This is a genomic window from Ruegeria sp. AM9 (assembly GCF_056540565.1).
The window spans coordinates 1-21,349 of the sequence record NZ_JBQFWY010000021.1 but is presented as its reverse complement, the minus strand read 5'-3'; the positions used below and the strand labels follow the sequence as shown (position 1 = coordinate 21,349).

Here is a 21,349-nt window from a genome sequence, read left to right as displayed (position 1 = left end):
CGGTCGGATATCAAACACTTAGCCTCGCAACTCGCGAGGCTTTTTGCTTTGCGCCAACCCAACTGGAAGCACTGTGGAAGCAAACGGTGCGAATTCAACCTGTGGTGAGCGCGCAACAGTGACTACTCGCACAAATCCCCGAAAAGTCGCGATGAGCCCTAAGCTGCCCTTGCCCCAACATAACGCTTTTGCAACCATGGCACGACGATACCGGCCCGAAGACGCATCAGTCAGGATAATGAAAGAGTGGTTTCACCGGTTCAATGCGGTATCTCTTTCTGAATTCGCGGAGCACCATCTCGACCGTCGCCTCGAAAGCGCTCCGGTCAAACATCATCGTTTTCTTTGCCTCGTGGAGATAGCGCCAATCTACAAATGCATCTTTATGCTGCGAAAGAATGTCACGAATACCGTAGTCGGCGTAAATAATGCTGGGGCGACACGAGTTTACAGTTCGCTTGAACTCGTCATCAAGCCGCCGCTGGCTTTCGGGCAACAAGCCGTCAAACAACTTTGTCAAATCATGCGACTTAATAACTTTCGGATCATCGTGATCGAAAACGAACCAGGCTTTGAGTGCCAACTCCATCGATAGTGCCAACAGCATCGGTTCTACACCGAAATGTTCGCGCTCATCCCAGTCTTTATTTTCTTCAAAACGCTGGTCTGGAAAGCTCTGCGTCTTTCGCAAAACCGCTCTTGCGGCGTCACCGATCCGAATGGCTGTTGATAATCGAGCACTCATCATCGTTCCTAGTTTGTCTATTCTCAAATTGGAAACCGAGAGGAGTAAATGCAAGAAGGTTAATTCTTGGGTTTCGATGAGCCCCAACCGGTCATTGTCAAATGTCTGGGCTACCACACTCAATTTTGTCTGCGCGCAGTTCAAAGCAGACCTTTTATCCCCGCGGGGCAATTCCCTCGTACCTTAAGGTACAACTGGCGGGGATCGTACGATTGTTGCACCCCGTATCAACGTCTGCGTGGCCAATTTCAAAACATCAAGTGATATTAAATAGTTGAGTTCGAGAATCCAAGGGGGAGACAACGCCTGAGTGCCGGACTAATCAAAAATGACTCCTGGACGTTCATTGCCCAGCCAGCGACGGTCATCGCGGCAAAGCGCCCAAGCCCAGCAAGTCTTTGTCTTTCCGTTTCCGGGCAACAATTGCGGTATTCGTGTTTCATCCATGAAGAGTTTTGAGCTCGACAGGAGATCTTCTTTCAGCAGGTCATACACAGGTTGAAGCGCTTCAACTGCACGAGTCGTCAAACGTGACATCGTCGAGTCAGCGAATTGAACACCGGCTCTCAGAAATATCTGCTGCTGCCGGTAGTTCGGTAAGAAATCCGCGAATTTGCCGACAAGAATTCCAGAGACGAGGCTATCGTCATATTTTGATGACTCAAATATACGTGGTGTAGCTTTCGCCTGGCGGAACCTGTCACAACAACGGCACACATATTTTGGGCGGCTTTCTTCAATCACGAAGACTTCAGAGGGTTTGTATCCCAAGCGCTCGGTAGTCTCTTCGCCGATTTTGCGCATCGAACCACCGCATTCGCATAGGGAGCCGCCGTCGGGTTCGATAGTCTTCGGAACACGACGCAAAAAATCAGGCACGTCAAGTTTTTGCCGCCCACGTTTTCCACGTGGTTTCTTTGGTTTCTTAGCTTGCTCGGTCGCATCGCCACTGGATTTCGTTGGCGGCTTGTCTTCGGATTCTACATCATTCTTCGCACTATCAGGATCGTCGTCCTCATCCGATGTCCCGTCATCCTTCTCGCTAGAAGGTCCAAACAGCATGCTTCTAAACTTGGTGTTGGCTGCCTTTTATCTGCGGTTTTCAGCTTTTAGAACTTTCTCTTTGGCGCTGGCCGTGGATAGTGTCGCTTCATGCTCAACGAGCTTGTTTTCGAATTCGGCATCACGGCGAAGGTCAGCCGCGGCGATTTCCAATGCCAGAGCTGACACGAACAGCTCCGGATGGCTCGCGAGCTGCGAGCTCCAAGTTTGAATTTCCTGCACTTTCATCCCCTTCAGTGCTTTGGGCACATTTTTTCCGTGTGCACCCTGCAAATTGGGTGCACTGCTTGGGATTTGGAATGGGATGAATTAAGTGAGATCGTGACTAGCGGTTTTTTGGCCCTTGAGGATCGTGAAAATCCTCGGGGCCTCACTTATTTCAAACCCTTCTAAATAAGCTAGTTGATCATTTCCGACCTCCTGTGCCGTCAGTATCTGGGAAGAACTCAGGCCATAATTCGACGACACTAACGGAAAGTGCCGCAGCTATGGCCTCTTGGATCCGCTTGGATTTGGCAAGCTGACATTCGCTGCCCTTGCATTACTCAGGATCACTGACGGTAGCTTTCGTAGGAAAGCGGACTTTGCAACGTTCGGTTGGTTCTCACTAGTAAACTTTCAATGAGAAGATTTCGTCGCCCTCTCCGAACCCCAATCAGATACCCAAACAGACGCACGACCGAGGCGGAACGACGGGCAGAAAGCGCATTTTCAACATCACGCCCAATCCTCTGGATCAAGACCGGCACGGTTGCTACCAATATACTTGTGGGGTACTTCCTCTGCGACATCCTAAACCTTAAAGAGGCTCTGCGTGGAATTGTTGAACTCCTTCAAAAATGCAATTCTCAGGACATTCGGACGTCGACAAGGTGCCAGCGAAATTCGCACCTTTCCACCCGAAAATGCGCAATCGCTATCCGTGGGAAAATCCAATATCGATCGGCGAGGATCGTTTGCGACGTCTGACATCCCAGAAGGCCACTTCATTAGGCACATGTCCGGTGAGATGCTAAACTTCGCAGAGATCAATCGCCGGATTCTGAGCGGTCAACTGTCTCCGGACGACCCCCTGCAAATTGACACAGACCTGTACATTGATTTGGATGCCCAGTCTTTGGCTATTAACCACAGCTGCTCTCCAAACGCCGGGATAAGAGGGCAGAATGAACTGATTGCCATTCGCGATATTCGTGCAGGGGAAGAGGTGACCTTCGACTATTCCACTACGGTCAGTTCCGACGTGGCCGCCGAGGACTGGAGCATGGCCTGCCTATGTCAGTCCGAGAATTGCAGGCAGACGATTGGCAATGTGCTGACGGTCCCGGAAGAGATGCTGGAAAGATACGTGCGCTTGAACTTGCTGCCACAGTACATTCAAGCTGAACTTTCCAAATCGTCCCATAGATAGAAATGCCTGCAACGATCATGCTATGTAGTCACATGATAGCCTCCGAGCTCTGCCAAACCTGATCTGGAATAGGAATGACGACTTTAACATTGGAGGTCGAAGACGCGCCGTCCTTAGGCCGACAAAGTATCATTCTGCATGGTGACATTGGCGGCAGTATTCGCGTGGATACCGAACTTAGCGCGCCCAGATCAAATCCACTTACGTTAGATGGCCCGCTGTGCCTAGTTATTTTCCACGCTATGCAGCACTGTAAGCGGCTGAAGGTAGACGGCGTTATAAGCGAAAAACTCTATCGCAATATCGTTGCTTTTCAGGAAGCCTGGCATTGCCACTACCCAGCGTGGTATCAGATGGCGGAGATCGAGCCGCAGGGCATCGCCAGATCCGATGATACCGCACGAGAGACAAAAAACCGTGGTGTGGTCCAGACGTTTTCGGGCGGGGTGGATTCGATTTTCACGCTGCAAAGACCTCAGAGCCCTATCAATTCTGCAAGTGATGGAACACCAAGATCGGCCGTTCTGGTCCACGGTTTCGACATACCCCAGTCCAATCAAAAAGACTTTGACGCTCTTCGCACACGTATCGAGAAAATAACCGATGCTGCTGGCGTCGAGTTGCTTGTCGTAAAAACATCGCTCCGTGATAGTTTGCCGTCCAATTGGGAGCATAGCCATGGTGCCGCGCTTGCCGGGATATTGCACCTATATGCACACGACAACTATGCGGGGGCAATCGCCAGCTCGGATCCCTATAACTACGTTAGTTTCGTACCGCATGCCTGGGGGTCCAGCCCGGCAACTGACTATCTTTTATCGGGCGATGAAATCGAGATTATTCATGACGGTGCGGGACATTCACGTCCCCAAAAAATTGCCTACTTGGCCGAAGAATGGCGCGAAATGCTGAGTCTGGCGCAGTTTTGTTGGGAAGGGAAGGTTCGCTCGGAGAACTGTGGAGAATGCGACAAGTGCATTCAAACCCGTTTGGCTCTCAGGGCCGCTGGTCAGGACGAACTCATTTGCTTTAAGACCAAGTTTGAGCGTCACATGATCAACCGGCTAAAAATTAGCGACGGAACTATGGGTGACCTGCTGCCTTTGATTGATTTTGCGGACGAGCGAAATTGCTCTGAACCATGGGTTCGGGATATCAAGGAACAAGTCAGTCCCTTTATGCCGACAATGTACAAATCAGATGGTTCTCTCGCACGATCGTTAAGGTATTTTCGGTCTGCCGTCCGAGAACTTATCTCCTGACAACGACACAAACCCAATGTCTTGTTCGGCTGTCCGAGCACGCCACAAACTAACGTAAGAGAGCAGCCACGTGATACATCCCGATACAAAGCTGGTCGCAATCAACGACGCTACTGGCTCGGGAATTGTAGCAACTGCCGATATCCCAAAAGGTACAATTACTTGGTGCCGAGACGCCTTGGACATCGTGCTGACACCCCAAAGCACCGAGAGCCTCCCAGAAGTCCTCTACCACGACTTTTTGAAATACGCTTACCGGAGTGATCAGGGTCTCTACATATTGAATTGGGACAACGGCCGATATCAAAACCATAGCTGTGACCCAACCTCATGTCTGGTCCGTGGCTACGACTGCGAAATCGCCATTAGGGATATCCATGCGGGCGAGCAGATCACGTCAGACTATGCCACATACAATGTCGGGGCAGAGTTTGAGTGTGGCTGCGGATCACCAAAATGCCGGAATATTATCGACCCTCGGGATAAAGAACAAAGATGGCTCGACCTTCAGCCAAAAGTGTCCGATGCTCTAGATCTTATGAACAACGTCCCACAGCCCTTGTCGTCGGTTGCGCTGAACTTCCCGGCGCCTGAACAGGCGCTAAAGGGCGAAACGCAAAGGCAATGTCCCAACCACAATCGCCCGCCTTCTTTTGCAAGTCGACTACGCGCGCGATGGGATGCTTTCACTGAAAGCAAGTAGCCATTGCGCTGAGGTACTAAGGTTTTCGGATCGTAGCGTTTTCACAATGCGACCATTCACGCAGATGGTTTGTGATCCGGTGGAGGACTGGGATTTGGAATGCAGAAAGCGTGCGTCTGCCATGAACATAATAAAGAGCAAGAAAAAGTTTATGGTCGAAAGTACAGAGTTTCACCTCAGATCCACGCTGAATCGCATCGAAACTGTATTGGATGATGTCCTAGGCGGTGAACTGTCGTCCAATTGGGCACTACTCGATTTCCCGGCGCATGCTAACGTGGGTGACAATGCAATTTGGCTTGGTACGAACAAACTGCTCAGGAGCCACTTTGGGCGAAGGTCGCGTTTTGTCTCACGGACATTGATTTATCCGACGAGGTTGCGGGAATTCATGCCAGACGGGACAATTTTTCTGTTGGGCGGAGGCAATTTTGGTGACGTGTGGGAGTGGTATAGCGGCCACCGTGCAAATACGCTCAGGTTATTTCGCGACTACAAAATCGTGCAGTTGCCTCAGTCTATACACTTCTCGGATGAAAGCGGAGAGGCCGTCAGGGAAACACAGGCGGCTATTGCAGAACATCCCGATTTCACCTTGATGGTGCGCGACACAGCCAGTCTGGAATTTGCCCGGAGGAACTTTGATTGCACTTCAGTGCTTTGTCCTGATCTGGCTTATGCACTGGGCCCTCTCGCTGCAAAAAGAAAGCCCTCAGTCCCGATTCTGGCTTTGACCCGTGATGATCGTGAAAGAAAAGTGGACTTGTTTGGCCAGCAAGAACAAGGAAGCATTCTACAGGTCGAAGACTGGGCACATGAAGAAAGGTCGCAAATTCTAATTGAATCGGCCCCCAAGATTGCAGAGTCTGCTCCTTACTCATCAGCATTTCTAATGCGCTTCGTTGATAGCGCTTTTTGGAGTTGGAGCCGATCCAATTTGCAACGAGGAGTCGAACTGCTTGGGGCGGGCCAGATAGTCGTAACGGATCGGCTGCATGGCCATATTTTATGCAGTATGATGGGCAAGCGCCACGTGGTGATGGATAACTCCTATGGTAAGTTATTTGGCTATTTAGATACGTGGCAGGGGAATACACTTGCTTCGCGAGCCTCTACGTCATGCGAGGCGTTGTCGATAGCTAAGGCTCTCCTGCAGGAGTAGACGCGCTGCGGTTATGTTCAGTTGCGATCAAGTTGGTGTCTTTGTGCCAGTCTTCAGAGTTTTTCAGAGATCATGGGCTGTGTGTGCCGAAGGCTCTGGTTAGTTTGAAATGCGCCCCCGGTATTCGGACATCCAACGTCCGGTTTCTGCAGTTCGCGACTAACTGCATGCGCAAAGGGCTGAAGTGTGACCAACGGCGGCTTAGGGCTCGTCGGAGAATTTCGCTGCACCCGGCGCCAACGGCCGCTTTTGCGCTATTCCAAAAGTGGACCGCTCAGTCTTACTAAGATTGTGCAAACAATAAACTGAGATTCAGGTGCTCAAACCTTTCAGATTCTGCACGCGCGGTGCCTAAGTTCGGTCAAAGCCGATATCGCTGCATCCCGGTCTGTTTCGCCTACCAGAATATGATCGTAGATCAGCGCACATTGCGGAACTATTGATAGTCCAGCGTTCGCCAAGCAATTAACGGCGGGCTGAAGGTAGCCCGCAACTTCGATATCGAGTGGCACGTCGAAAGTTAGGCAGACGAGTGGCCCGTAGCTATCGCGACCAACTGCAGATATCTCACATTGCTTCCAGATCGTTTCGGGCAAGATAACCGCCACTTCATGCTGATCGCAAATCAATGACACATAATGCTCGGTGGGTGTGGTTTGCGAAATCAAATGTAAAGCACTGGCTCGATCCTGTGGGTCGAATCCAACCATACAATATGTGTCCGGCCAAACGATCAACTGGGATTGCTTCCACAAGTCTCGAATCGCGTCGTTCTTAAACTCCTGCAAAAATGGCCCCTCTAAATCCTTTAAGCGCTTCATACTGAATGTGAGTCCCCGAAGTTTCGGCGCGATGCAAGACGAAGTCAAAAATGTTGGTTATGACGAAATCTGACAAGACGTAACCTCTTTGTTGGTAACGGCGTCAAACCGCGACCGGGTGCCGGGTTCCACGCGCAATCACGCGCTTCCAATCGAGCCCTTCGAAAAGGGCCTCGAACTGCGATTTGGTCATCGTCATCACTCCGTCACTCACTCGGGGCCATTCAAATCCCTTACCCTCGATCCGCTTGTAGATCAGCACAAGGCCGGTCCCATCCCAAACGATGAGCTTCAGCCGGTCCGCGCGTTTCGAGCGGAAGATGAAGATCGCGCCACTGAATGGATCGAGATCGAACTCATTCATGACCATTGCAGCAAGGCCATCCATGCCCTTTCGAAAATCAACCGGCCTGGTGGCGACGTAGAATTTGAAGTTGCCGGCTGGGGAAATCATACGCGACCCTCAATCGCGAGCATGATTTTGGCCAGATCGTCCACCGGATAGTTGGCCGGAAAAGATATGGAGCTTTCCCGGCCCGTCAGGTGAATGCGATCATCGGTCTCCGGATAGCTGTTTGGAGGCGTCTCTTCGGCAATCAGGACTTCTGAAAAGACCCGTTCTTCGTTCCGTGCAGTGCTTCTGACCCGTGAAGATTTCACGTCTGACCTCCATTTGTAGACGAGGGATTGCGAAACGTTGCACTCCTCCATTATGTCACCGACAGTCAGTTCACCCAGGTCAAGTTTGGTTTTTATAAATCGCTTGAAGCTGGGCGGCCAGACACGGCGGCCGCCGGCATGCACTTCGATAGTGAAGCCGTAGACTTCGAACGACTGAGGAAATTGCCCCATATCTGCCGCCTCTCGTTTTAGGCAGTATCGCATGAGGCAAAAGACCTGAGCAGGGGTGATTTAGGGGGTCAGATGCAACGCTTACAATCAGCGATGGCATCAGGAAGCTGGGCCGCACCAAGCGGGCACGGCATCTGTTTTCCGGCATGCTGACCTGTGGGTGTTGTGGCGGCGGTGTCATCCAAGTCGGCAAACACTACTACGGGTGTTCCACCCAACGGAACAAAGGCACCTGCGACAACCGGTTGACGATCAAACGTTCGGAATTGGAGGACTGTGTTCTCTCCGGCCTCAAGGAACAGTTGCTGCACCCCGATCTGATTGCAGAATTCGCCAAAGCCTATCAAGAGGAATACAACCGCCTTGCCGGGTCCATTCAACAGGAGCGGGGTAAAGCCGAACGTGATCTGGCGCAGGTGGAGAGTAAGATCGCCAATCTCATAAACGCCATCAGCGATGGCATGTTCCACCCCAGCATGAAGGATAAACTGACCGCGTTGGAGGCGCGTAAATCCGAACTCCAAGACACCATCGATTCGGTGTCAGATGAACTGCCAGTTTTACTGCATCCAGGGCTGTCCGACCTCTATCGGGAACAGGTCGCCAATTTGACTACAGCGCTGCGCGATCCCTCTTCTCAGGCCGAAGCAACATCCATCATTCGCAGCCTACTATCGGAGATCAGGTTGATCCCTGAAGGTAAGCGTTGCATTTGACCCCCGAAATAGCACCTGAATAAGCCAATTTGATCCGTTTATGATGCCTCAAAAAGGATACGGGCATCATGAATTCTCAAGCTTTGGGTGAGCTCGCAAGTGACCAGAAAATACAAAACGTCTTCCACGCCTACGGTTACTCAATTCCCGTTGGGAAAGATGGCCGCCGTCTTTGGCCAACAAAGTTCAAACGCGCGATGGGTCAGAGAATGAGATCCGGCGAGCTATCAATCGGTGAGGTGCAAAAGACTTGTCAGGTATCGAACAAGACGGCCTACAATTGGCGGAAAGGTGGGTCTCGAAAGTCACCGCACAAACCAAAGAAGACTCAACAGCCAGCTCCGGCGTTTGCCGAAATCAAGGTTGAGCGTGCTGAGCCAGTTGCACCTTCTCCGACGCCACAGATTGTTTTCAGGCGCGCAGGCTGCGAGGTTCTGCTACCGTCGAATTTCCCAATCGATCAGCTCGCTCAGTTGATCAGCGCGTTCGAACGTGACCAATGATCTCTCCGGCGGGCAATTTCAAATTCTACGTAGCCACCAAGCCTGTCGATTTTCGAAAGGGCATGAATGGTCTGGCCGCCATCGTATTGAATGAGTTTGAGCTCGACCCTTTCAGCGGTGCCATCTTCATCTTCCGCTCGAAACAGGCTGATCGGTTGAAGTTGATCGTTTGGGATGGAACCGGTCTAGTGAAGACGTACAAGCGTATTGAGGGTAAAGGCTTCGAGTGGCCGCGTATCCAAGACGGTATGATTACCCTGACTAAATCGAAATTCGAAGCCTTGTTTGAAGGGCTCGACTGGAAGCGTGCTACCGCCAGAGGTATGCGGCGTCCAGTCGCCGTCTAAGACGATCGCGTTTTGGGGCACGAAACAACAAAAGAAATGAAGCGGCAAACATGACGAATTGGTACACGGCTGACACCCATTTTGGGCATGAGAACGTTATTCGGTTCTGCGACCGCCTATTCAAATCCTCCGCTCATATGGACGGCGTCATTTTAGAAAACATGTGGAAGGTCGTGAAGCCTGAGGACGATCTCTGGATCATAGGAGATTTTGCTTTCGGTGCGCCAGCTAAGGACGCGGCGTACCTAAAACAGATATTTAACCAGCTGCCTGGAGCGCGAAAACACCTGATCGTTGGCAATCATGACAGCGACCTTACCCAGTCATTGGATTGGTCCTCGGTATCACTATTGGCAGAAGTGGCTGACGGGCCCAAGAACGAGCGCAACACGCTGTGCCACTACCCAATGATTACGTGGAACCACGCGAGACGTGACGCTCTACAATTGTTTGGACATGTTCACAACAATTGGCGCGGCTCGCGAAATTCCATCAATGTAGGAGTTGGTGTTTGGGATTTCATTCCGGTGACGTACGATGACGTAGCGCGACGGGCGCGTAAACTGCCAGTCAATAAGCACTGGTCGGATGTCGAGCACCAGAGGGAACTAGAATGAATCCGGCCGTTCGGCATTAGAGGTTCAAAATGATCCAAAGCGGACATTGTCGTCATTCGTTTTTCCTGCTTTGCTGTCGCAGCGTCCGTTCGCAGGTGCGGCAGCGATTTTGTTGCGATGCAGCGAACTTGGCCAGAGCGGCCATTGACAAGCGGCTTTGACGGTCTTGTCTGAACCGTACTTTCTCTGATTGAGAACTCCAAAAGTTAGTTTGCGCGCCAATGAAAATGACGTGTGCATTCCAAATGCAAACTGCGCAGCTGATCCCGTCCTGAAGAAAAGATAATTACGAGCGCACAACCTTCGTAGAGAGCACTAGTTCTTGCAGGGTTTGAATGTCAGATCGTAGCATCTCTGAAAACTCTTCGGACCTTCTCAAGACAACTGGGTTGAGGTGATCATATCTTTCAGGGAGCCTTCCAGCACCGATCAAAAGCGGTACTATGAACTTTCCAAGGGAGTCGGCCAAATTCAATTCCTCCATGCACCATTTAGAAGAATGAAAATTTTCGCTCACTAGGAAGAACACTATGTCTGCTCTTTCGATGAATTCAACCACCGCCTCCGTGACCGGCGTCCCTGGTGCGATTTTGGTATGGTCAACAAATTCAATGTTAGCTTTCAGAATAGCCACCGACTTTTTCAAAGCTGACGCGGTAACTGTATCAGCGGTCGAGTAACCTAAATATGCTTGTAGTGCCATCTTGAGCTCCTATAGCCCGCTCTGAGCCCTTTCGACCATGTGCTTGGCGATTTCTTTCACCTCCTTGTGAAAGCGATGGCCAAGTTCTCCTTTGCCCTCGTATACGACAATGTGTTCCAGGGTTTCGCCAGTAGTATGATCGAAAAAATCTCGTGTGATTGCCGGATCTGGCGACTCTAAGAAATCACTCCATCCTGGAATCTTGGCTTCTGGCTCAATTACAGCCACGTATGTTCTTTCGATTGCGGCAGTTCTATCATTTCCGAATTTTTCTGAAAAGGCCTTGAGTTCTTGACCGCACCAGTAAGAATTTGGGTATGACTGCCCAACAAAAATCACCAAAAACTCCGAGCGCAGAACTTCTTTTCTAAGTTCATTGGAAATTTCACCATTCCTTGCAAGCCCAGTGATATCTTGAAATATGCGCGCGGTCACTTTGCTATCATAACCACGTCTCCTCGCCTCAACCCTGAGGAGCTTGGTAAGATGCATGCAAAAGTAGTCAACGATTTTGTTGGCGGAAGTGTTGTCGTCATGACTATAGCTGACAAAAACATCGTTATGCCCGTCGACGAAAATGCCCATTGTCAATGCTCTTCTTTCTACTCGCGCACCGTTAGCTGAACCGCAGCTGCAGATCGTGCAATTGGACCTAAAAGTAAAACCTAGTCACACAAACAACCCTACGGCAAGACTCGGCAAGCGGGTTAACAAGAGGTCTAGTTTCGTGATCTGTTCTGCAGGCATCGAAAAGAACCTGGTGACCTGGCTTAATTAATAGTGCATGTGTGCCATTATGATGAAAAACGATCTCTCCCCCGAAGCAGCCCGGCGTGAGCTCTATTCCTGTCAAAAGTTGCAGTCCGCCGTCATTGTCTGTATGGCGAGGAATGAACTCGCCTTCGCTATAGCAATTTGACCAAAAAGCTAAATGCTTTGGCGTTCCTGCGAGGCAATCAACCACCTCAGAAACCGACGTTGATAGGAGCGCTTGTCTTACTCTCTGTTCGTCTTGTAAGTCTGCTTCTAACCAATATTGGCTCTTATTGGTTTCGCTTAAGGGCGTTCTACGCCACTGTATTGCGGTGAGTCGAGCTTTTATGAAAGCAATTTGATCGGGATGCACCATACACGGAAGACTAAAGAAACCCTGACTATCGAGTGCTTTCCTAGCGTTGTTTGCTATATGGAGAACTTCTTTTGAATCAGGCGTATGAAGCAAGTTTAAGCTCCTTGCACAAGGACTCTGCCCGTGTCGTCAGCAAGTTGAGAGATCGGAATAAACTGCCCGATGACTTCTGTATCCGTCGGCTATCGCTCGACTTTGAACATGATGTGTTTCCCCTGCACGCAGACTTGTTTGATGACACCTTCGAGACTTTTAGAGAGCGTCTACGAGGTGGTGATCTTTGTGATATCAGGTACTGTTTGGACACTTCTATCGTCTTGATCCGAAATAGGATTGTTTTGGGGACTGCAATTTTCCTTCCTTCAAATGATATTGGTAGCATTTTTTTGTTCGCGCTTATCGTGCGAAAGATGTTGCGGAAAGGATGGGTTACTCCAGTACTTAAGAAAGCTGCATTTGAGGCTGCCATTGAATCAGGCGCAAAAAAACTTTCTTTTCAAGCCTATCGTGGCAACAAGGATACAGTTAGGAACGCTGTACGGGCAGGCGCTTGCCGCGCGCCCGTCCTCGATTGAATGAACTCTACTTTGGAGCGCAGGAATTCGGACCACAGTGACCGTTAGGGCTGCAAGGACTGCAGTTGCCGCTATCGGGTCCACAAGGATTTCGGTTCGATGGTTGGCAACCACCCATCCGCGTCTCTACTCGCTGTCTGATTTCAGCGCGTATGTTCTTGAGAGCTTGAGAGGCAGCGATATCTGCCAACGACTTTTGTCTGACATTGCCGATGGACCAGGTTTTAGACATGATGCAGGGCGAAACTTGACCATTTGGGTCAACGCAAATAGTACCACCAGCGCATTCACCGCAAAGCTCTCCCATATCGCAAGGCTTTTTTGCCTGCGCTCTTCCAAACGCCCTCGCATCATCCAAGCCGACGCTCTCAACGCCTAGTGACTTGAGCCAGTCGACGGTATCTTTTGCAGATTCTTGATTCGAGTCCATGCGGATCACCGAAGCCCGCACATCAAGCTCGGCTTCAATCGCCTTCTTAATGTTGCCAATCGTGCGTTCAAAGCTGCCCGCGTAGGTCGTAACTAAATCATGAGTTTGCGCGTCCTTGCCGTACACTGAAGTAGCCAGGCGAACGCCGTTTTGTTTGTAATGTTCTATTTGGGAGCTCGTTAGGCGGACTAGATTCGTATATACTTCAATGAAGTTGAATCCCTTAGTTCGAGCAGTTTCAATGAGATCGGGTAGTAAGCGGTTCAGCGTAGGTTCACCGCCGATAAACTGAACTGCGTTGCATCCATTAGTCGCTGCATCGTCCAGGATTTTTTCGTATTCTGAAAATGAGAGGGGGGCACTATCAACTTCAGTCGGCGAAGAACCAGCATAACAGTGGGTGCACTCAAGATTGCAGGTATTTGTAAGCTCCAGCCACAAAAAGTTCAAAGTAGTATTCTGGTCAAACGGCATAGCAAAGTCCTCTCTGAAAAAGTGATGCACCCAGACAATACTAAACCTTTGATTCTGAGAAGCCCCTCGGACGGGTTTCATGTCAATTTGATTGCTCACGTCTGGCGGTCTTCCTTTTTACCGACGCGACGATAAAAGTATGTGCGACCAGTCAAGCTTGAACGTAAGCGTTGCATCTGACCCCCTAAATAGCCCCTGATCAGCCATTTGCATCCATGGCACATTGCCAAAACGAGATACGGCAGCCATGGTGCAATTCCCACAATCATTCGAAGTCTACGGTTTCACCATTGAAGTGCATGCGGGCGGGCGCCGTGGCTGGCCGCCCAGCTTCAAGCGGTTTGTCAAAACCAAACTTGATCTTGGTGAACTGACCGTTGGCGACATCATGCAGGACTGCAACGTCTCACAATCCCTCGTCTATAAATGGAGGTCAGACGTGAAATCTTCACGAGTCGGAAGCGTCGCGCGGAACGAAGAACGGATTTTTTCGGAAGTTTTGATTGGCGAAGAGACGCAGCCAAGCCGCGAACTGGAAACTGACGATCGCATTCTTCTGACACGTCGGGAAAACACCTTGTCTTTTCCAGCCGATTACCCTGTGAACGATTTGATCAAAATCGCGCTCACATTGGACAGCCAATCATGATTGCTCCGGCCGGTAATTTCAAATTCTACGTCGCCATCAAGCCCTTTGATTTTCGCAAAGGCATGGATGGATTGGCCGCGATCGTTCTGAATGAATTCGACCTCGATCCCTTCAGTGGCGCCATATTTGTTTTTCGTTCGAAACGTGCGGACCGGCTGAAGCTCATTGTCTGGGATGGGATTGGACTTGTGCTGGTCTACAAGCGGATCGAGGGTAAGGGCTTTGAATGGCCCCGCGCCAGTGAAGGGGTGATGACGATGACCAAATCGCAGTTTGAGGCCCTTTTCGAAGGGCTCGATTGGAAACGTGTGATAGCGCGCGGCACACGACGCCCGGTTGCTTTCTGAAGATTGATATCAATGAAGGGGTTATATCTTGTCAAATTTGACCATCACCAGTGTTCCGGAATACGTCTTGGGGAATGTTCTATCCGAGGCTGCGGAGAGTAATCTGCCAGTTGAAGATTACGCCAGACTGCTTGTCTGTTGTGCCGCTGCGCGTGCTGTCCTGGCGAAGGATAGCGATATCTCAGCGGCATGCGTATTCTCGGAGAACTGGCGTGTGAATCCCGATAAGGCTGCCGTCCAATCCTGTAGGGATTGTGCACCTCCCCGCTACTCGAGCTGTATAATTGGCTTAAACAGTTAAGATCAATTTTCTAGAACCAGTGTAATCGTCGAGACCAGAATCAGGGCAATTACGATGGATTTTTTTCCGACGTTACGTTCTCCGATCAGAGTAACCGACAGCAAGAATCCTACGACAAGGCTGGTGCGTCGAAAAATGGATAAGTAAGTCACATTCGCTGCAGGGTCTGCTATGGCAAGAAAGTAAATCCATTGCCAAGGGCCGCTTGTCTCTATCTTCGATAGCTTCAGGACAGAAGCTTAACAATTGCTCGTGACCGTAAATGCAACGCTGCGCCACCTGTATGGCTGTTGTTCGATCTGCTATCGATGCGGCATGGTACGAACCGCGATGCAACCACCCTTCGTTTCGGGTTGACGGTCCCGAGGCAAGCGTGGGACTTTTTTCAATGACGGCTACGGACAGTCCGATTTGTGTGAACTTATAGGCGGACATTAAACCTGCAACACCGCCACCGATGACAATAACATCAAACATAAAAATCTCGCTTAAGTTGTAAATTAATGAGAAACGCTATGTAAAAGAAATTTGACAAACAAGGGACTTACAAATTATGAGCGAATGTTTGCCTGCTGGCTCTCGATCCTTGAATTAGCCCCCAGAGTAGAGTTGTTCCATGGATGTCAGATGTCAAAGAGTCCCATTCGACGATCAGCGGATTGGTGACGCGCTGATGAAGCCAAATATGCGCTCAGCCAACTCGAACGAAATCGTTCAACTTGAATGTCTTGCTGTTGAATTCTTGCGTATTGGAATAAACTAGGTTGCCTTGATCGGTGATGCACATGACCGGATTGGGGTTTTCCTGGGGGATCTGGGCAAGTTCGGCGTTGCATGCTTCGACTTTCTTCAGTTCAGTGACATCGCTGCAGATCGCGACTGTTCCGTTATCGCCGGTCGTGCGCTCGCTGATTTTGATCCAGCCCCCGGAGGTCCGACTCTGCATCTGGGTGCCTTCAGGGTTGTCGTCGCGTTTTAATCGTTGCGCCAGCCATTCTTTTTCATGTCCGATCGCATCTGCGATCACATTGAGCGACAGCGCCTTTCGAACGACTTGTTCGAATGTCATCCCAGGTTTCACCAGATCTTCATGCCCCTGCAGCCAGCATCTTTCGATATGTCTCGTTGGCTAAAACCAATCGATCATCGGAATCGTAGAAAGCATAGCCTTCTGGAATTGTGTTTATGGCATCGACGATCCGGTCCAGCGCCGGGTTCGTTCCTACCGGTTTTGACGCATGGCGATCGTCGGATTGGTTCATTTTGCGCTCTCCATTTGGCGAAATCAGCAAGTCGGTAAATCACTGTTTTCAGTTTTCCGGCCTATTTTGCAGTTGAATTGATATGCGGAACCACAAAAAGGCTGTTTCAGCCCGCTTGTGTGTGCCTTTGGGTTGACGTTGAAGGAGTAGCTATTTTGCTGGTTCCTGTGACATCAAAAGATTCAGACTGATGGTTTGGATCGTCAGCGGCACGATAGTAAACTAAGAAGGTATCGGACACGAAGCCCATGGCACATCGCATATTGGCCCGATCCGAGATGAGAATAGGCCGGCGCGTGTCCAAAGGGCAGGTTTGTTGCGAGATGTTTGAGTTCACCAACCTCAAAATGGGCACCTGCGGCGGACCTCCGAAACGCGAGCTGCGACCGAAAACGTTAAATGAAGTGCTCAAGGTCGGTTACGGGCCGCCCGCAGTCCGGGTGGCCGTGGCAATTCACCAGATGTCGCGCTGCATCCGAGGTCCACTCTGGGGTCATTCTGAATGATCCTGCGCAATCTTTGATTGGCCAAAACGCGCAGAAGCCGGACACAAAGTACTTATGAGGCTGGTCCTTCTCTGGCCGAAACATTCACTTGGTGCGCCCAGAGTTTTGCAGAGCTTTTCTTAACCGCATTGCCCACGCCCGAGCGACATCGTGAACCGAACGTGAACAATGTATTCTCAAAATGTTCAACCTAATTGGCACATACTGGGCCATGTAGCCTTTGGCCGAATACAAAGGGCCTGATTCCACAAAAGGGGAACAGCATGATCAAAACTGCCATTGAAGTTTCTTCCAACCGAGCTTCCGCAGCCATGCATTCCTATGGCACCTCTCTGCAGCGTGAGACGCCGAATACTGCGAATGCGAGCAGTGGACGCTTCCCACCTATCGAGAATGCGTTGTTGGACATCATCAAGAATACAAGACTTGAAGAGGCTAAAAGGGACGTCTGACTGGTTACCCAGATGCCCTGGTTTTCCCGGGCTTCGTCCTGCCCGGGAAAACACCTTAAGGTCAAAGCCCGTTCCACCTTGGAGCGGGCTTTTCTTTTGCCTGCAGGGAGCCGGGGGCTGTGTGATCCCGGCGCTTGTCTCCGTTCAAAGCAAAAGGGCCAGCCACATGATCCCCATCATGCGTGGCTGGCCCGGTCGCCTTATTTATCTCCGCGAGTGCGTGGCGAAATCCCCGGTGATCAAAGTCCGAGCATCGATTTCACCGTTGCCTCGACCTCATCGGTTACGGTTTTGTTAGCCGCAGCTTCAAGCGCTTCGCGTTCTTTCTGGGGCTGGTTTTCAACGGCTTCGTTCAGCTCATCGACTTCCGCGACGGCGTCGTCATAGTCCTGCGCGGCTTGCTGTTCGGCGCTCAGGCTTTCGGCGGTTTCGATCGAGCCTTGCAAATCCGCCTTGGCATCGTCCAATTGCGCTTCGATATCCGGGTTGGTCCCGCCGGCCTCTGCAAGGGCTTCTTCAAGCTCGGCCACGCGATCCTTTTTATCCTGCACATCCGACAGTGCAGCTTCGAGATCCTCTTCTATCTCGGTGACAGTTCGATCGGGCGGTGTCATCCCATCCAAAACGGCTTGTTTTTCTTCAAGGGCGGCCCGCAGGTCTTCTCCGGCCAGAACGGTGTCGCGATAATGTGCAATGCGACCGACGCGGGAATTGGGTGCGGCATTGTTCAGAGCGGTCGCACTTGCATTGGCTGCGTTCAACGCACCCAGTTCGGATGGATGTACGCCCAGAAGGTCAGCGATCTTGTCGCGCTTCGGCCGGGGCTCGGGACGCAGGGATTTGGTGACAGGGGCGGTTTTCTCAGCCTTGCGCGCCACCCTTGTTGTTTTGGGAGCTTTTTTCAGGGTCAGTGTCTTCTTGCCGCCGAACAACCCTTTCAGGGAAAATCCTTTTTCCTTGGAGGACTTCGCTCGCCCGCCACCGATATCGGCGCTTTTGCGACCCGCTTTGCCCGCAGATTTCTGGCCGTCGCCTTTCGACGCACCGGATCCGCCCCCCTTGCCTTTGCCGCCGCCGTCATTGCCGCCGCCGCCGTTGCCACCGCCGTTACCGCCGCCGTTTCCTCCGCCTTTGCCGCCCCCTTTGCCTTCTTTCGCGTAGGCAACATCAGGAAAAGCTACGGCGCCAACAATCGCGGTTGACCCTAACAGGGCAATGGCAATGGCTGTGGCCTTCATCAGGCTGATTGTCTTGGTTTTCATAACGGCCCTCATCTACCGACTACAGGTTTCGTTTTTCCGGGCAACTCAGTCTGTCATAGGTTCGAACAGGCCAAGCGGGTCGGAATCAACCCCCACACCCCATTTGAACCGATATGCATTTAACCCACGCGTAACTGGCTGTTCACCGCCCGTTCACGTTGGAACAGATAGATTGAGGCGCGTTTGCCCGGTAAAGAGTACTAGGTATGAAAAAGCTGTTGATCATAGCTTGCTTTGCCACCCTTCTTCAAACGACTGAAGGGCACGCGGCGGCACGTGAACTGAAGCAGGCCGAGCTGCGCATGGCGACTGCCTCGGGTGGAGCCATTCGGTTAAAAAAAGTTATCAAAGGGGTCGAAAAAGCCTTTGGCGGCACCCCGGTTGATGCGCGCGCTTTCAGGGCGGACCAAGTTTATTACCGAATTCTGGTCAAAAAGCCCAACGGTAAGATCATCAGCGTGATCGTCAATGCAAAGACTGGTGTCGTCGTACCCAACCGATCCAGCGTCGGTCTCCAGATTTCTGAGGCGGCCAAGTCCAGTCCCGGAAATTCGGCCAATGCGAAGTCCAAAGGGAATTCCAGCAGCAAGGCAAACAACGGTAATGGCGGTGGGAACTCCGGTGGTAATGGCGGCGGGAACTCCGGCGGCAATAGCGGCGGGAACTCTGGTGGCAACGGTGGCGGGAACTCCGGTGGCAATGGCGGCGGCAACGGTGGCGGGAACTCCGGCGGCAACGGCGGCGGTAGAAGATAATGTTTAAACTGCCAGCCACACACGCATATAAGTTCTAAGTATGAGAATCCTTCTGGCAGAAGATGAGCCGCGCCTGTGCGAACAGATTAAGAAACTTCTGAATGCAGAAGGCCGGGTTGTGGATGTGGTCCACAACGGACTCGACGCCTTGCATCTGGGCTCAACCGAACCCTACGACATGATCATTCTGGACATTGGCCTGCCCGAGCGCGACGGTCTATCCGTCCTGCGCGACTGGCGTGGTGCCGGTGTGAAAACTCCGGTGCTGATCCTGACTGCCCGCGATGGCTGGAGCGAACGCGTCGACGGCCTGGATGCCGGTGCGGATGACTACATGACCAAACCTTTTCATATGCCCGAGCTGGCAGCGCGTGTGCGGGCCATCCTGCGGCGTCACAGCGGGCAGCTGAACCCGCTGATCGAGATGGGGAACGTCATCCTCGACACCCGAAACGGGCGGGTCACCGTTGATGACATTCCGGTCATTCTGACCGCCCAGGAAATCGCGGTGCTGACTTACCTGGCCCATAATGCCGGGCGCATGATTTCTCGAACCGAATTGTCAGAGCATATTTATGAATATGACGGGGACAGGGATTCAAACACGATCGCCGTCTTCGTCACCCGCCTGCGCAAAAAGCTGGGTTCCGATCTGATCACCACGGTCCGCGGGCGCGGTTACATGATCGATTCCGCCTGATGTTATCCCTGCGTCAACGGGCATTGCTGGGCGGGATCGCATCAGGCGCCGTGTCCGTTGGCTTGGGGACTTTGGCCGTGTTTTCCTACATCGATTCACGGGTATCCGAGCAATTCGACACCACCCTACGGGACCGCCACACGCAGGTAGTGGTCGGGCTGAGTGTCACGACTCAGAACCCCGATGCGCTGCGCGATCTCATATTCGACCCCGCATATGGCACGCCCTATTCCGGACGTTATTGGCAAGTCAGCAGCAGCGACGGAGAGATTTTCACGTCGGCGTCCCTGTTTGACGAGACACTCGCCGAACCGAAGGGTGCGTCAGAGGCGACTGTTCTCTGGAACACCCGCGGCCCGGAAAACGAGGCTCTGCGCAGTGTCTACCAGGAAATCTCTTACGAGGACGGGACGGTCTGGGGCGTCAGTGTCGCGGAATCCCGGGCTCAGCTGCTTAATGAACGGCGGGCTGCACAGCAAAGCCTGCTGCCTGTCTTTGCGCTGGTCGGTTTGATCGGGGTCGCGGGTTCTTTGCTGCTGATGTCCGTCATTCTTGGTCCGCTGCGCAAGCTGCGGTCGGATGTGGCGCATCGCTGGGACAGGGATGAGGATCTCAGGCCTGCGGATTACCCCGAAGAAGTGTCCCCGCTGGTGGAAGACCTGAACCAGTTACTGCGGCGCAACCGTGACATCGTTAGCGGTTCGCGGCGGCAGGCCGCCGACCTTGCGCACGCTCTGAAAACCCCGGCTGCCATTCTGCGGAATGAACTGCAGAATCTTTCGGAAACGGGGGCTGAGACGGGGACAGCCCGGGAATCGCTGGACCGGATCGACGCACAGCTCAGCCGTTCGCTGGCCCGGATGCGGGCGATGAACACGGCTGAGTTGACCCATTCCCGTACCAATCTGTCCAAATCGGTCGATCGGCTTGCGCGGCTGTTTTCCCTCATGGCTGAGCGCGAAGGCAAGACGTTGGAGGTGACAAACAACCCCGACATCTGGGTGCGGATGGACACACAGGATATCGAAGAGATACTGGGCAACCTTCTGGACAACGCGATCAAGTGGTGCCGACAGTCGGTGCGTCTGACAGCGGCACTCAAACAAGACCGTATCGAAATCTGCATCGAAGATGACGGGCCAGGAATTCCGCAGGAGGCCGTGCGCAAAGCCCTGCGATCTGGCGGACGGCTTGACACATCCGTCAGCGGTAGCGGGCTGGGACTGACAATCGCGGTCGACTTGCTTGCAGCTTACGGTGCCCATCTGAATCTGGACCAGTCACGATCCCTTGGCGGGTTAAAATGCCAGATAGTTATCCGCGTTTGACCTAACGGGTCCTCTCAAGTCTTCCAACATATAGGCATACCCAAAAGCGATTTCTCGGGGGCAAACGGTGAGGATGAGCGATAGGTATGGGTCGTTGACCAGATCAAAAAATGGGGCAATAGCCCAGGTTGCGCTAGCTCCCAGGTCTGCATCGAGCCCAATGTGTCAAATGTTGCGTTTTGCACGAACTATCGGAACATGCCGTTCACGCATCCCAAAAACGAAATGGAAGCCCGGTTCTCCATGTCCTATTGCATTGCGCGCGCGGTGCGGGC

Annotated in this window: 27 protein-coding genes; 14 read left to right on the top strand and 13 right to left on the bottom strand. The window is 52.0% G+C overall.

The window, feature by feature from the left end; genetic code table 11:
* Nucleotides 1-226 precede the first annotated feature (226 nt).
* The 3 genes from ACR0DO_RS18965 to ACR0DO_RS18955 all read right to left on the bottom strand — a co-directional run bounded on the left by ACR0DO_RS18965 (nt 227) and on the right by ACR0DO_RS18955 (nt 2,056).
* Entirely contained in the window at nt 227-862 is a 636-nt protein-coding gene (locus ACR0DO_RS18965) for a hypothetical protein (protein ID WP_480561014.1), read from the bottom strand.
* 201 nt (nt 863-1,063) lie between these two features.
* Complete coding sequence (locus ACR0DO_RS18960; protein WP_480561013.1) at nt 1,064-1,807, bottom strand: transposase; 744 nt, start codon at nt 1,805-1,807, stop codon at nt 1,064-1,066.
* 27 nt (nt 1,808-1,834) lie between these two features.
* Nucleotides 1,835-2,056: a hypothetical protein gene (locus ACR0DO_RS18955; RefSeq protein WP_480561012.1), complete on the bottom strand. Its 222-nt coding sequence runs from the start codon at nt 2,054-2,056 to the stop codon at nt 1,835-1,837.
* 565 nt (nt 2,057-2,621) lie between these two features.
* Here ACR0DO_RS18955 and ACR0DO_RS18950 point away from each other — a divergent pair.
* From ACR0DO_RS18950 to ACR0DO_RS18935, 4 genes are all read left to right on the top strand, one after another.
* Nucleotides 2,622-3,218 carry an SET domain-containing protein gene (locus tag ACR0DO_RS18950; protein WP_480561011.1) on the top strand — a complete coding sequence of 199 codons (597 nt, stop codon included), beginning with the start codon at nt 2,622-2,624 and terminating at the stop codon, nt 3,216-3,218.
* Nucleotides 3,219-3,292: 74 nt separating this feature from the next.
* Complete coding sequence (locus ACR0DO_RS18945; protein ID WP_480561010.1) at nt 3,293-4,480, top strand: hypothetical protein; 1,188 nt, start codon at nt 3,293-3,295, stop codon at nt 4,478-4,480.
* Between the two features lie 70 nt (nt 4,481-4,550).
* Entirely contained in the window at nt 4,551-5,183 is a 633-nt protein-coding gene (locus tag ACR0DO_RS18940; RefSeq protein WP_480561009.1) for an SET domain-containing protein, read from the top strand.
* A gap of 151 nt (nt 5,184-5,334) precedes the next feature.
* A complete protein-coding gene (locus tag ACR0DO_RS18935) occupies nt 5,335-6,345 on the top strand; it encodes a polysaccharide pyruvyl transferase family protein (RefSeq protein WP_480561008.1) in 1,011 nt (336 codons plus the stop codon).
* Between the two features lie 329 nt (nt 6,346-6,674).
* Here the strand turns inward: ACR0DO_RS18935 and ACR0DO_RS18930 are convergent, their stop codons facing one another.
* The 3 genes from ACR0DO_RS18930 to ACR0DO_RS18920 all read right to left on the bottom strand — a co-directional run bounded on the left by ACR0DO_RS18930 (nt 6,675) and on the right by ACR0DO_RS18920 (nt 8,018).
* A complete protein-coding gene (locus ACR0DO_RS18930) occupies nt 6,675-7,166 on the bottom strand; it encodes a hypothetical protein (RefSeq protein ID WP_480561007.1) in 492 nt (163 codons plus the stop codon).
* Between the two features lie 103 nt (nt 7,167-7,269).
* Entirely contained in the window at nt 7,270-7,620 is a 351-nt protein-coding gene (tnpB, locus tag ACR0DO_RS18925) for an IS66 family insertion sequence element accessory protein TnpB (protein WP_480561006.1), read from the bottom strand.
* Nucleotides 7,617-8,018: a hypothetical protein gene (locus ACR0DO_RS18920; protein ID WP_480561005.1), complete on the bottom strand. Its 402-nt coding sequence runs from the start codon at nt 8,016-8,018 to the stop codon at nt 7,617-7,619. Before ACR0DO_RS18920 ends, tnpB (ACR0DO_RS18925) begins: the two co-directional genes overlap by 4 nt.
* Nucleotides 8,019-8,164: 146 nt before the next feature.
* Here ACR0DO_RS18920 and ACR0DO_RS18915 point away from each other — a divergent pair, with 146 nt between their 5' ends.
* The 4 genes from ACR0DO_RS18915 to ACR0DO_RS18900 all read left to right on the top strand — a co-directional run bounded on the left by ACR0DO_RS18915 (nt 8,165) and on the right by ACR0DO_RS18900 (nt 10,201).
* Nucleotides 8,165-8,734 (top strand): recombinase zinc ribbon domain-containing protein, encoded by a 570-nt coding sequence (locus ACR0DO_RS18915; RefSeq protein WP_480561004.1) that lies wholly within the window; start codon nt 8,165-8,167, stop codon nt 8,732-8,734.
* A 68-nt stretch (nt 8,735-8,802) separates the two neighbouring features.
* A complete protein-coding gene (locus tag ACR0DO_RS18910; protein WP_480561003.1) occupies nt 8,803-9,237 on the top strand; it encodes a transposase in 435 nt (144 codons plus the stop codon).
* Nucleotides 9,234-9,584: an IS66 family insertion sequence element accessory protein TnpB gene (gene tnpB / locus ACR0DO_RS18905; RefSeq protein ID WP_480561002.1), complete on the top strand. Its 351-nt coding sequence runs from the start codon at nt 9,234-9,236 to the stop codon at nt 9,582-9,584. Before ACR0DO_RS18910 ends, tnpB (ACR0DO_RS18905) begins: the two co-directional genes overlap by 4 nt.
* Before the next feature lie 50 nt (nt 9,585-9,634).
* Nucleotides 9,635-10,201: a metallophosphoesterase gene (locus ACR0DO_RS18900; RefSeq protein WP_480561001.1), complete on the top strand. Its 567-nt coding sequence runs from the start codon at nt 9,635-9,637 to the stop codon at nt 10,199-10,201.
* A gap of 286 nt (nt 10,202-10,487) precedes the next feature.
* Here the strand turns inward: ACR0DO_RS18900 and ACR0DO_RS18895 are convergent, their stop codons facing one another.
* The 3 genes from ACR0DO_RS18895 to ACR0DO_RS18885 all read right to left on the bottom strand — a co-directional run bounded on the left by ACR0DO_RS18895 (nt 10,488) and on the right by ACR0DO_RS18885 (nt 13,611).
* Nucleotides 10,488-10,904 (bottom strand): toll/interleukin-1 receptor domain-containing protein, encoded by a 417-nt coding sequence (locus ACR0DO_RS18895; RefSeq protein ID WP_480561000.1) that lies wholly within the window; start codon nt 10,902-10,904, stop codon nt 10,488-10,490.
* A 9-nt stretch (nt 10,905-10,913) separates the two neighbouring features.
* Nucleotides 10,914-11,489: a toll/interleukin-1 receptor domain-containing protein gene (locus tag ACR0DO_RS18890; RefSeq protein WP_480560999.1), complete on the bottom strand. Its 576-nt coding sequence runs from the start codon at nt 11,487-11,489 to the stop codon at nt 10,914-10,916.
* Nucleotides 11,490-12,615: 1,126 nt separating this feature from the next.
* On the bottom strand, nt 12,616-13,611 hold the full coding sequence (locus ACR0DO_RS18885; RefSeq protein WP_480560998.1) for a radical SAM/SPASM domain-containing protein: 996 nt from the start codon (nt 13,609-13,611) through the stop codon (nt 12,616-12,618).
* A 124-nt stretch (nt 13,612-13,735) separates the two neighbouring features.
* Between ACR0DO_RS18885 and ACR0DO_RS18880 the strand changes: the two genes are divergently transcribed.
* Together ACR0DO_RS18880 and tnpB (ACR0DO_RS18875) are read left to right on the top strand one after the other, a co-directional pair.
* Nucleotides 13,736-14,161, top strand: a complete 426-nt coding sequence (locus tag ACR0DO_RS18880) for a hypothetical protein (RefSeq protein WP_480560997.1) — start codon at nt 13,736-13,738, stop codon at nt 14,159-14,161.
* Nucleotides 14,158-14,508: an IS66 family insertion sequence element accessory protein TnpB gene (gene tnpB / locus ACR0DO_RS18875; RefSeq protein WP_480560996.1), complete on the top strand. Its 351-nt coding sequence runs from the start codon at nt 14,158-14,160 to the stop codon at nt 14,506-14,508. Before ACR0DO_RS18880 ends, tnpB (ACR0DO_RS18875) begins: the two co-directional genes overlap by 4 nt.
* Before the next feature lie 373 nt (nt 14,509-14,881).
* Here the strand turns inward: tnpB (ACR0DO_RS18875) and ACR0DO_RS18870 are convergent, their stop codons facing one another.
* The 3 genes from ACR0DO_RS18870 to ACR0DO_RS18860 all read right to left on the bottom strand — a co-directional run bounded on the left by ACR0DO_RS18870 (nt 14,882) and on the right by ACR0DO_RS18860 (nt 16,071).
* Nucleotides 14,882-15,286 carry an FAD-dependent oxidoreductase gene (locus ACR0DO_RS18870; protein WP_480560995.1) on the bottom strand — a complete coding sequence of 135 codons (405 nt, stop codon included), beginning with the start codon at nt 15,284-15,286 and terminating at the stop codon, nt 14,882-14,884.
* 214 nt (nt 15,287-15,500) lie between these two features.
* Nucleotides 15,501-15,890, bottom strand: a complete 390-nt coding sequence (locus tag ACR0DO_RS18865) for a PAS-domain containing protein (protein WP_480560994.1) — start codon at nt 15,888-15,890, stop codon at nt 15,501-15,503.
* A gap of 7 nt (nt 15,891-15,897) precedes the next feature.
* Nucleotides 15,898-16,071 (bottom strand): hypothetical protein, encoded by a 174-nt coding sequence (locus ACR0DO_RS18860; protein WP_480560993.1) that lies wholly within the window; start codon nt 16,069-16,071, stop codon nt 15,898-15,900.
* 769 nt (nt 16,072-16,840) lie between these two features.
* Between ACR0DO_RS18860 and ACR0DO_RS18855 the strand changes: the two genes are divergently transcribed.
* Nucleotides 16,841-17,029, top strand: coding sequence for a hypothetical protein (locus ACR0DO_RS18855; RefSeq protein ID WP_480560992.1), 189 nt, complete (start codon nt 16,841-16,843; stop codon nt 17,027-17,029).
* Between the two features lie 239 nt (nt 17,030-17,268).
* Here the strand turns inward: ACR0DO_RS18855 and ACR0DO_RS18850 are convergent, their stop codons facing one another.
* Entirely contained in the window at nt 17,269-18,291 is a 1,023-nt protein-coding gene (locus ACR0DO_RS18850) for a hypothetical protein (RefSeq protein WP_480560991.1), read from the bottom strand.
* Between the two features lie 206 nt (nt 18,292-18,497).
* Between ACR0DO_RS18850 and ACR0DO_RS18845 the strand changes: the two genes are divergently transcribed.
* The 3 genes from ACR0DO_RS18845 to ACR0DO_RS18835 are packed head-to-tail and all read left to right on the top strand — an operon-like array spanning nt 18,498 to nt 21,074.
* Nucleotides 18,498-19,046, top strand: coding sequence for a PepSY domain-containing protein (locus tag ACR0DO_RS18845; RefSeq protein WP_480560990.1), 549 nt, complete (start codon nt 18,498-18,500; stop codon nt 19,044-19,046).
* A gap of 40 nt (nt 19,047-19,086) precedes the next feature.
* On the top strand, nt 19,087-19,746 hold the full coding sequence (locus ACR0DO_RS18840; RefSeq protein ID WP_480560989.1) for a response regulator: 660 nt from the start codon (nt 19,087-19,089) through the stop codon (nt 19,744-19,746).
* Nucleotides 19,746-21,074 carry a sensor histidine kinase gene (locus ACR0DO_RS18835; RefSeq protein ID WP_480560988.1) on the top strand — a complete coding sequence of 443 codons (1,329 nt, stop codon included), beginning with the start codon at nt 19,746-19,748 and terminating at the stop codon, nt 21,072-21,074. The genes ACR0DO_RS18840 and ACR0DO_RS18835 overlap by 1 nt, the downstream gene beginning before the upstream one ends.
* Nucleotides 21,075-21,349: the final 275 nt, after the last annotated feature.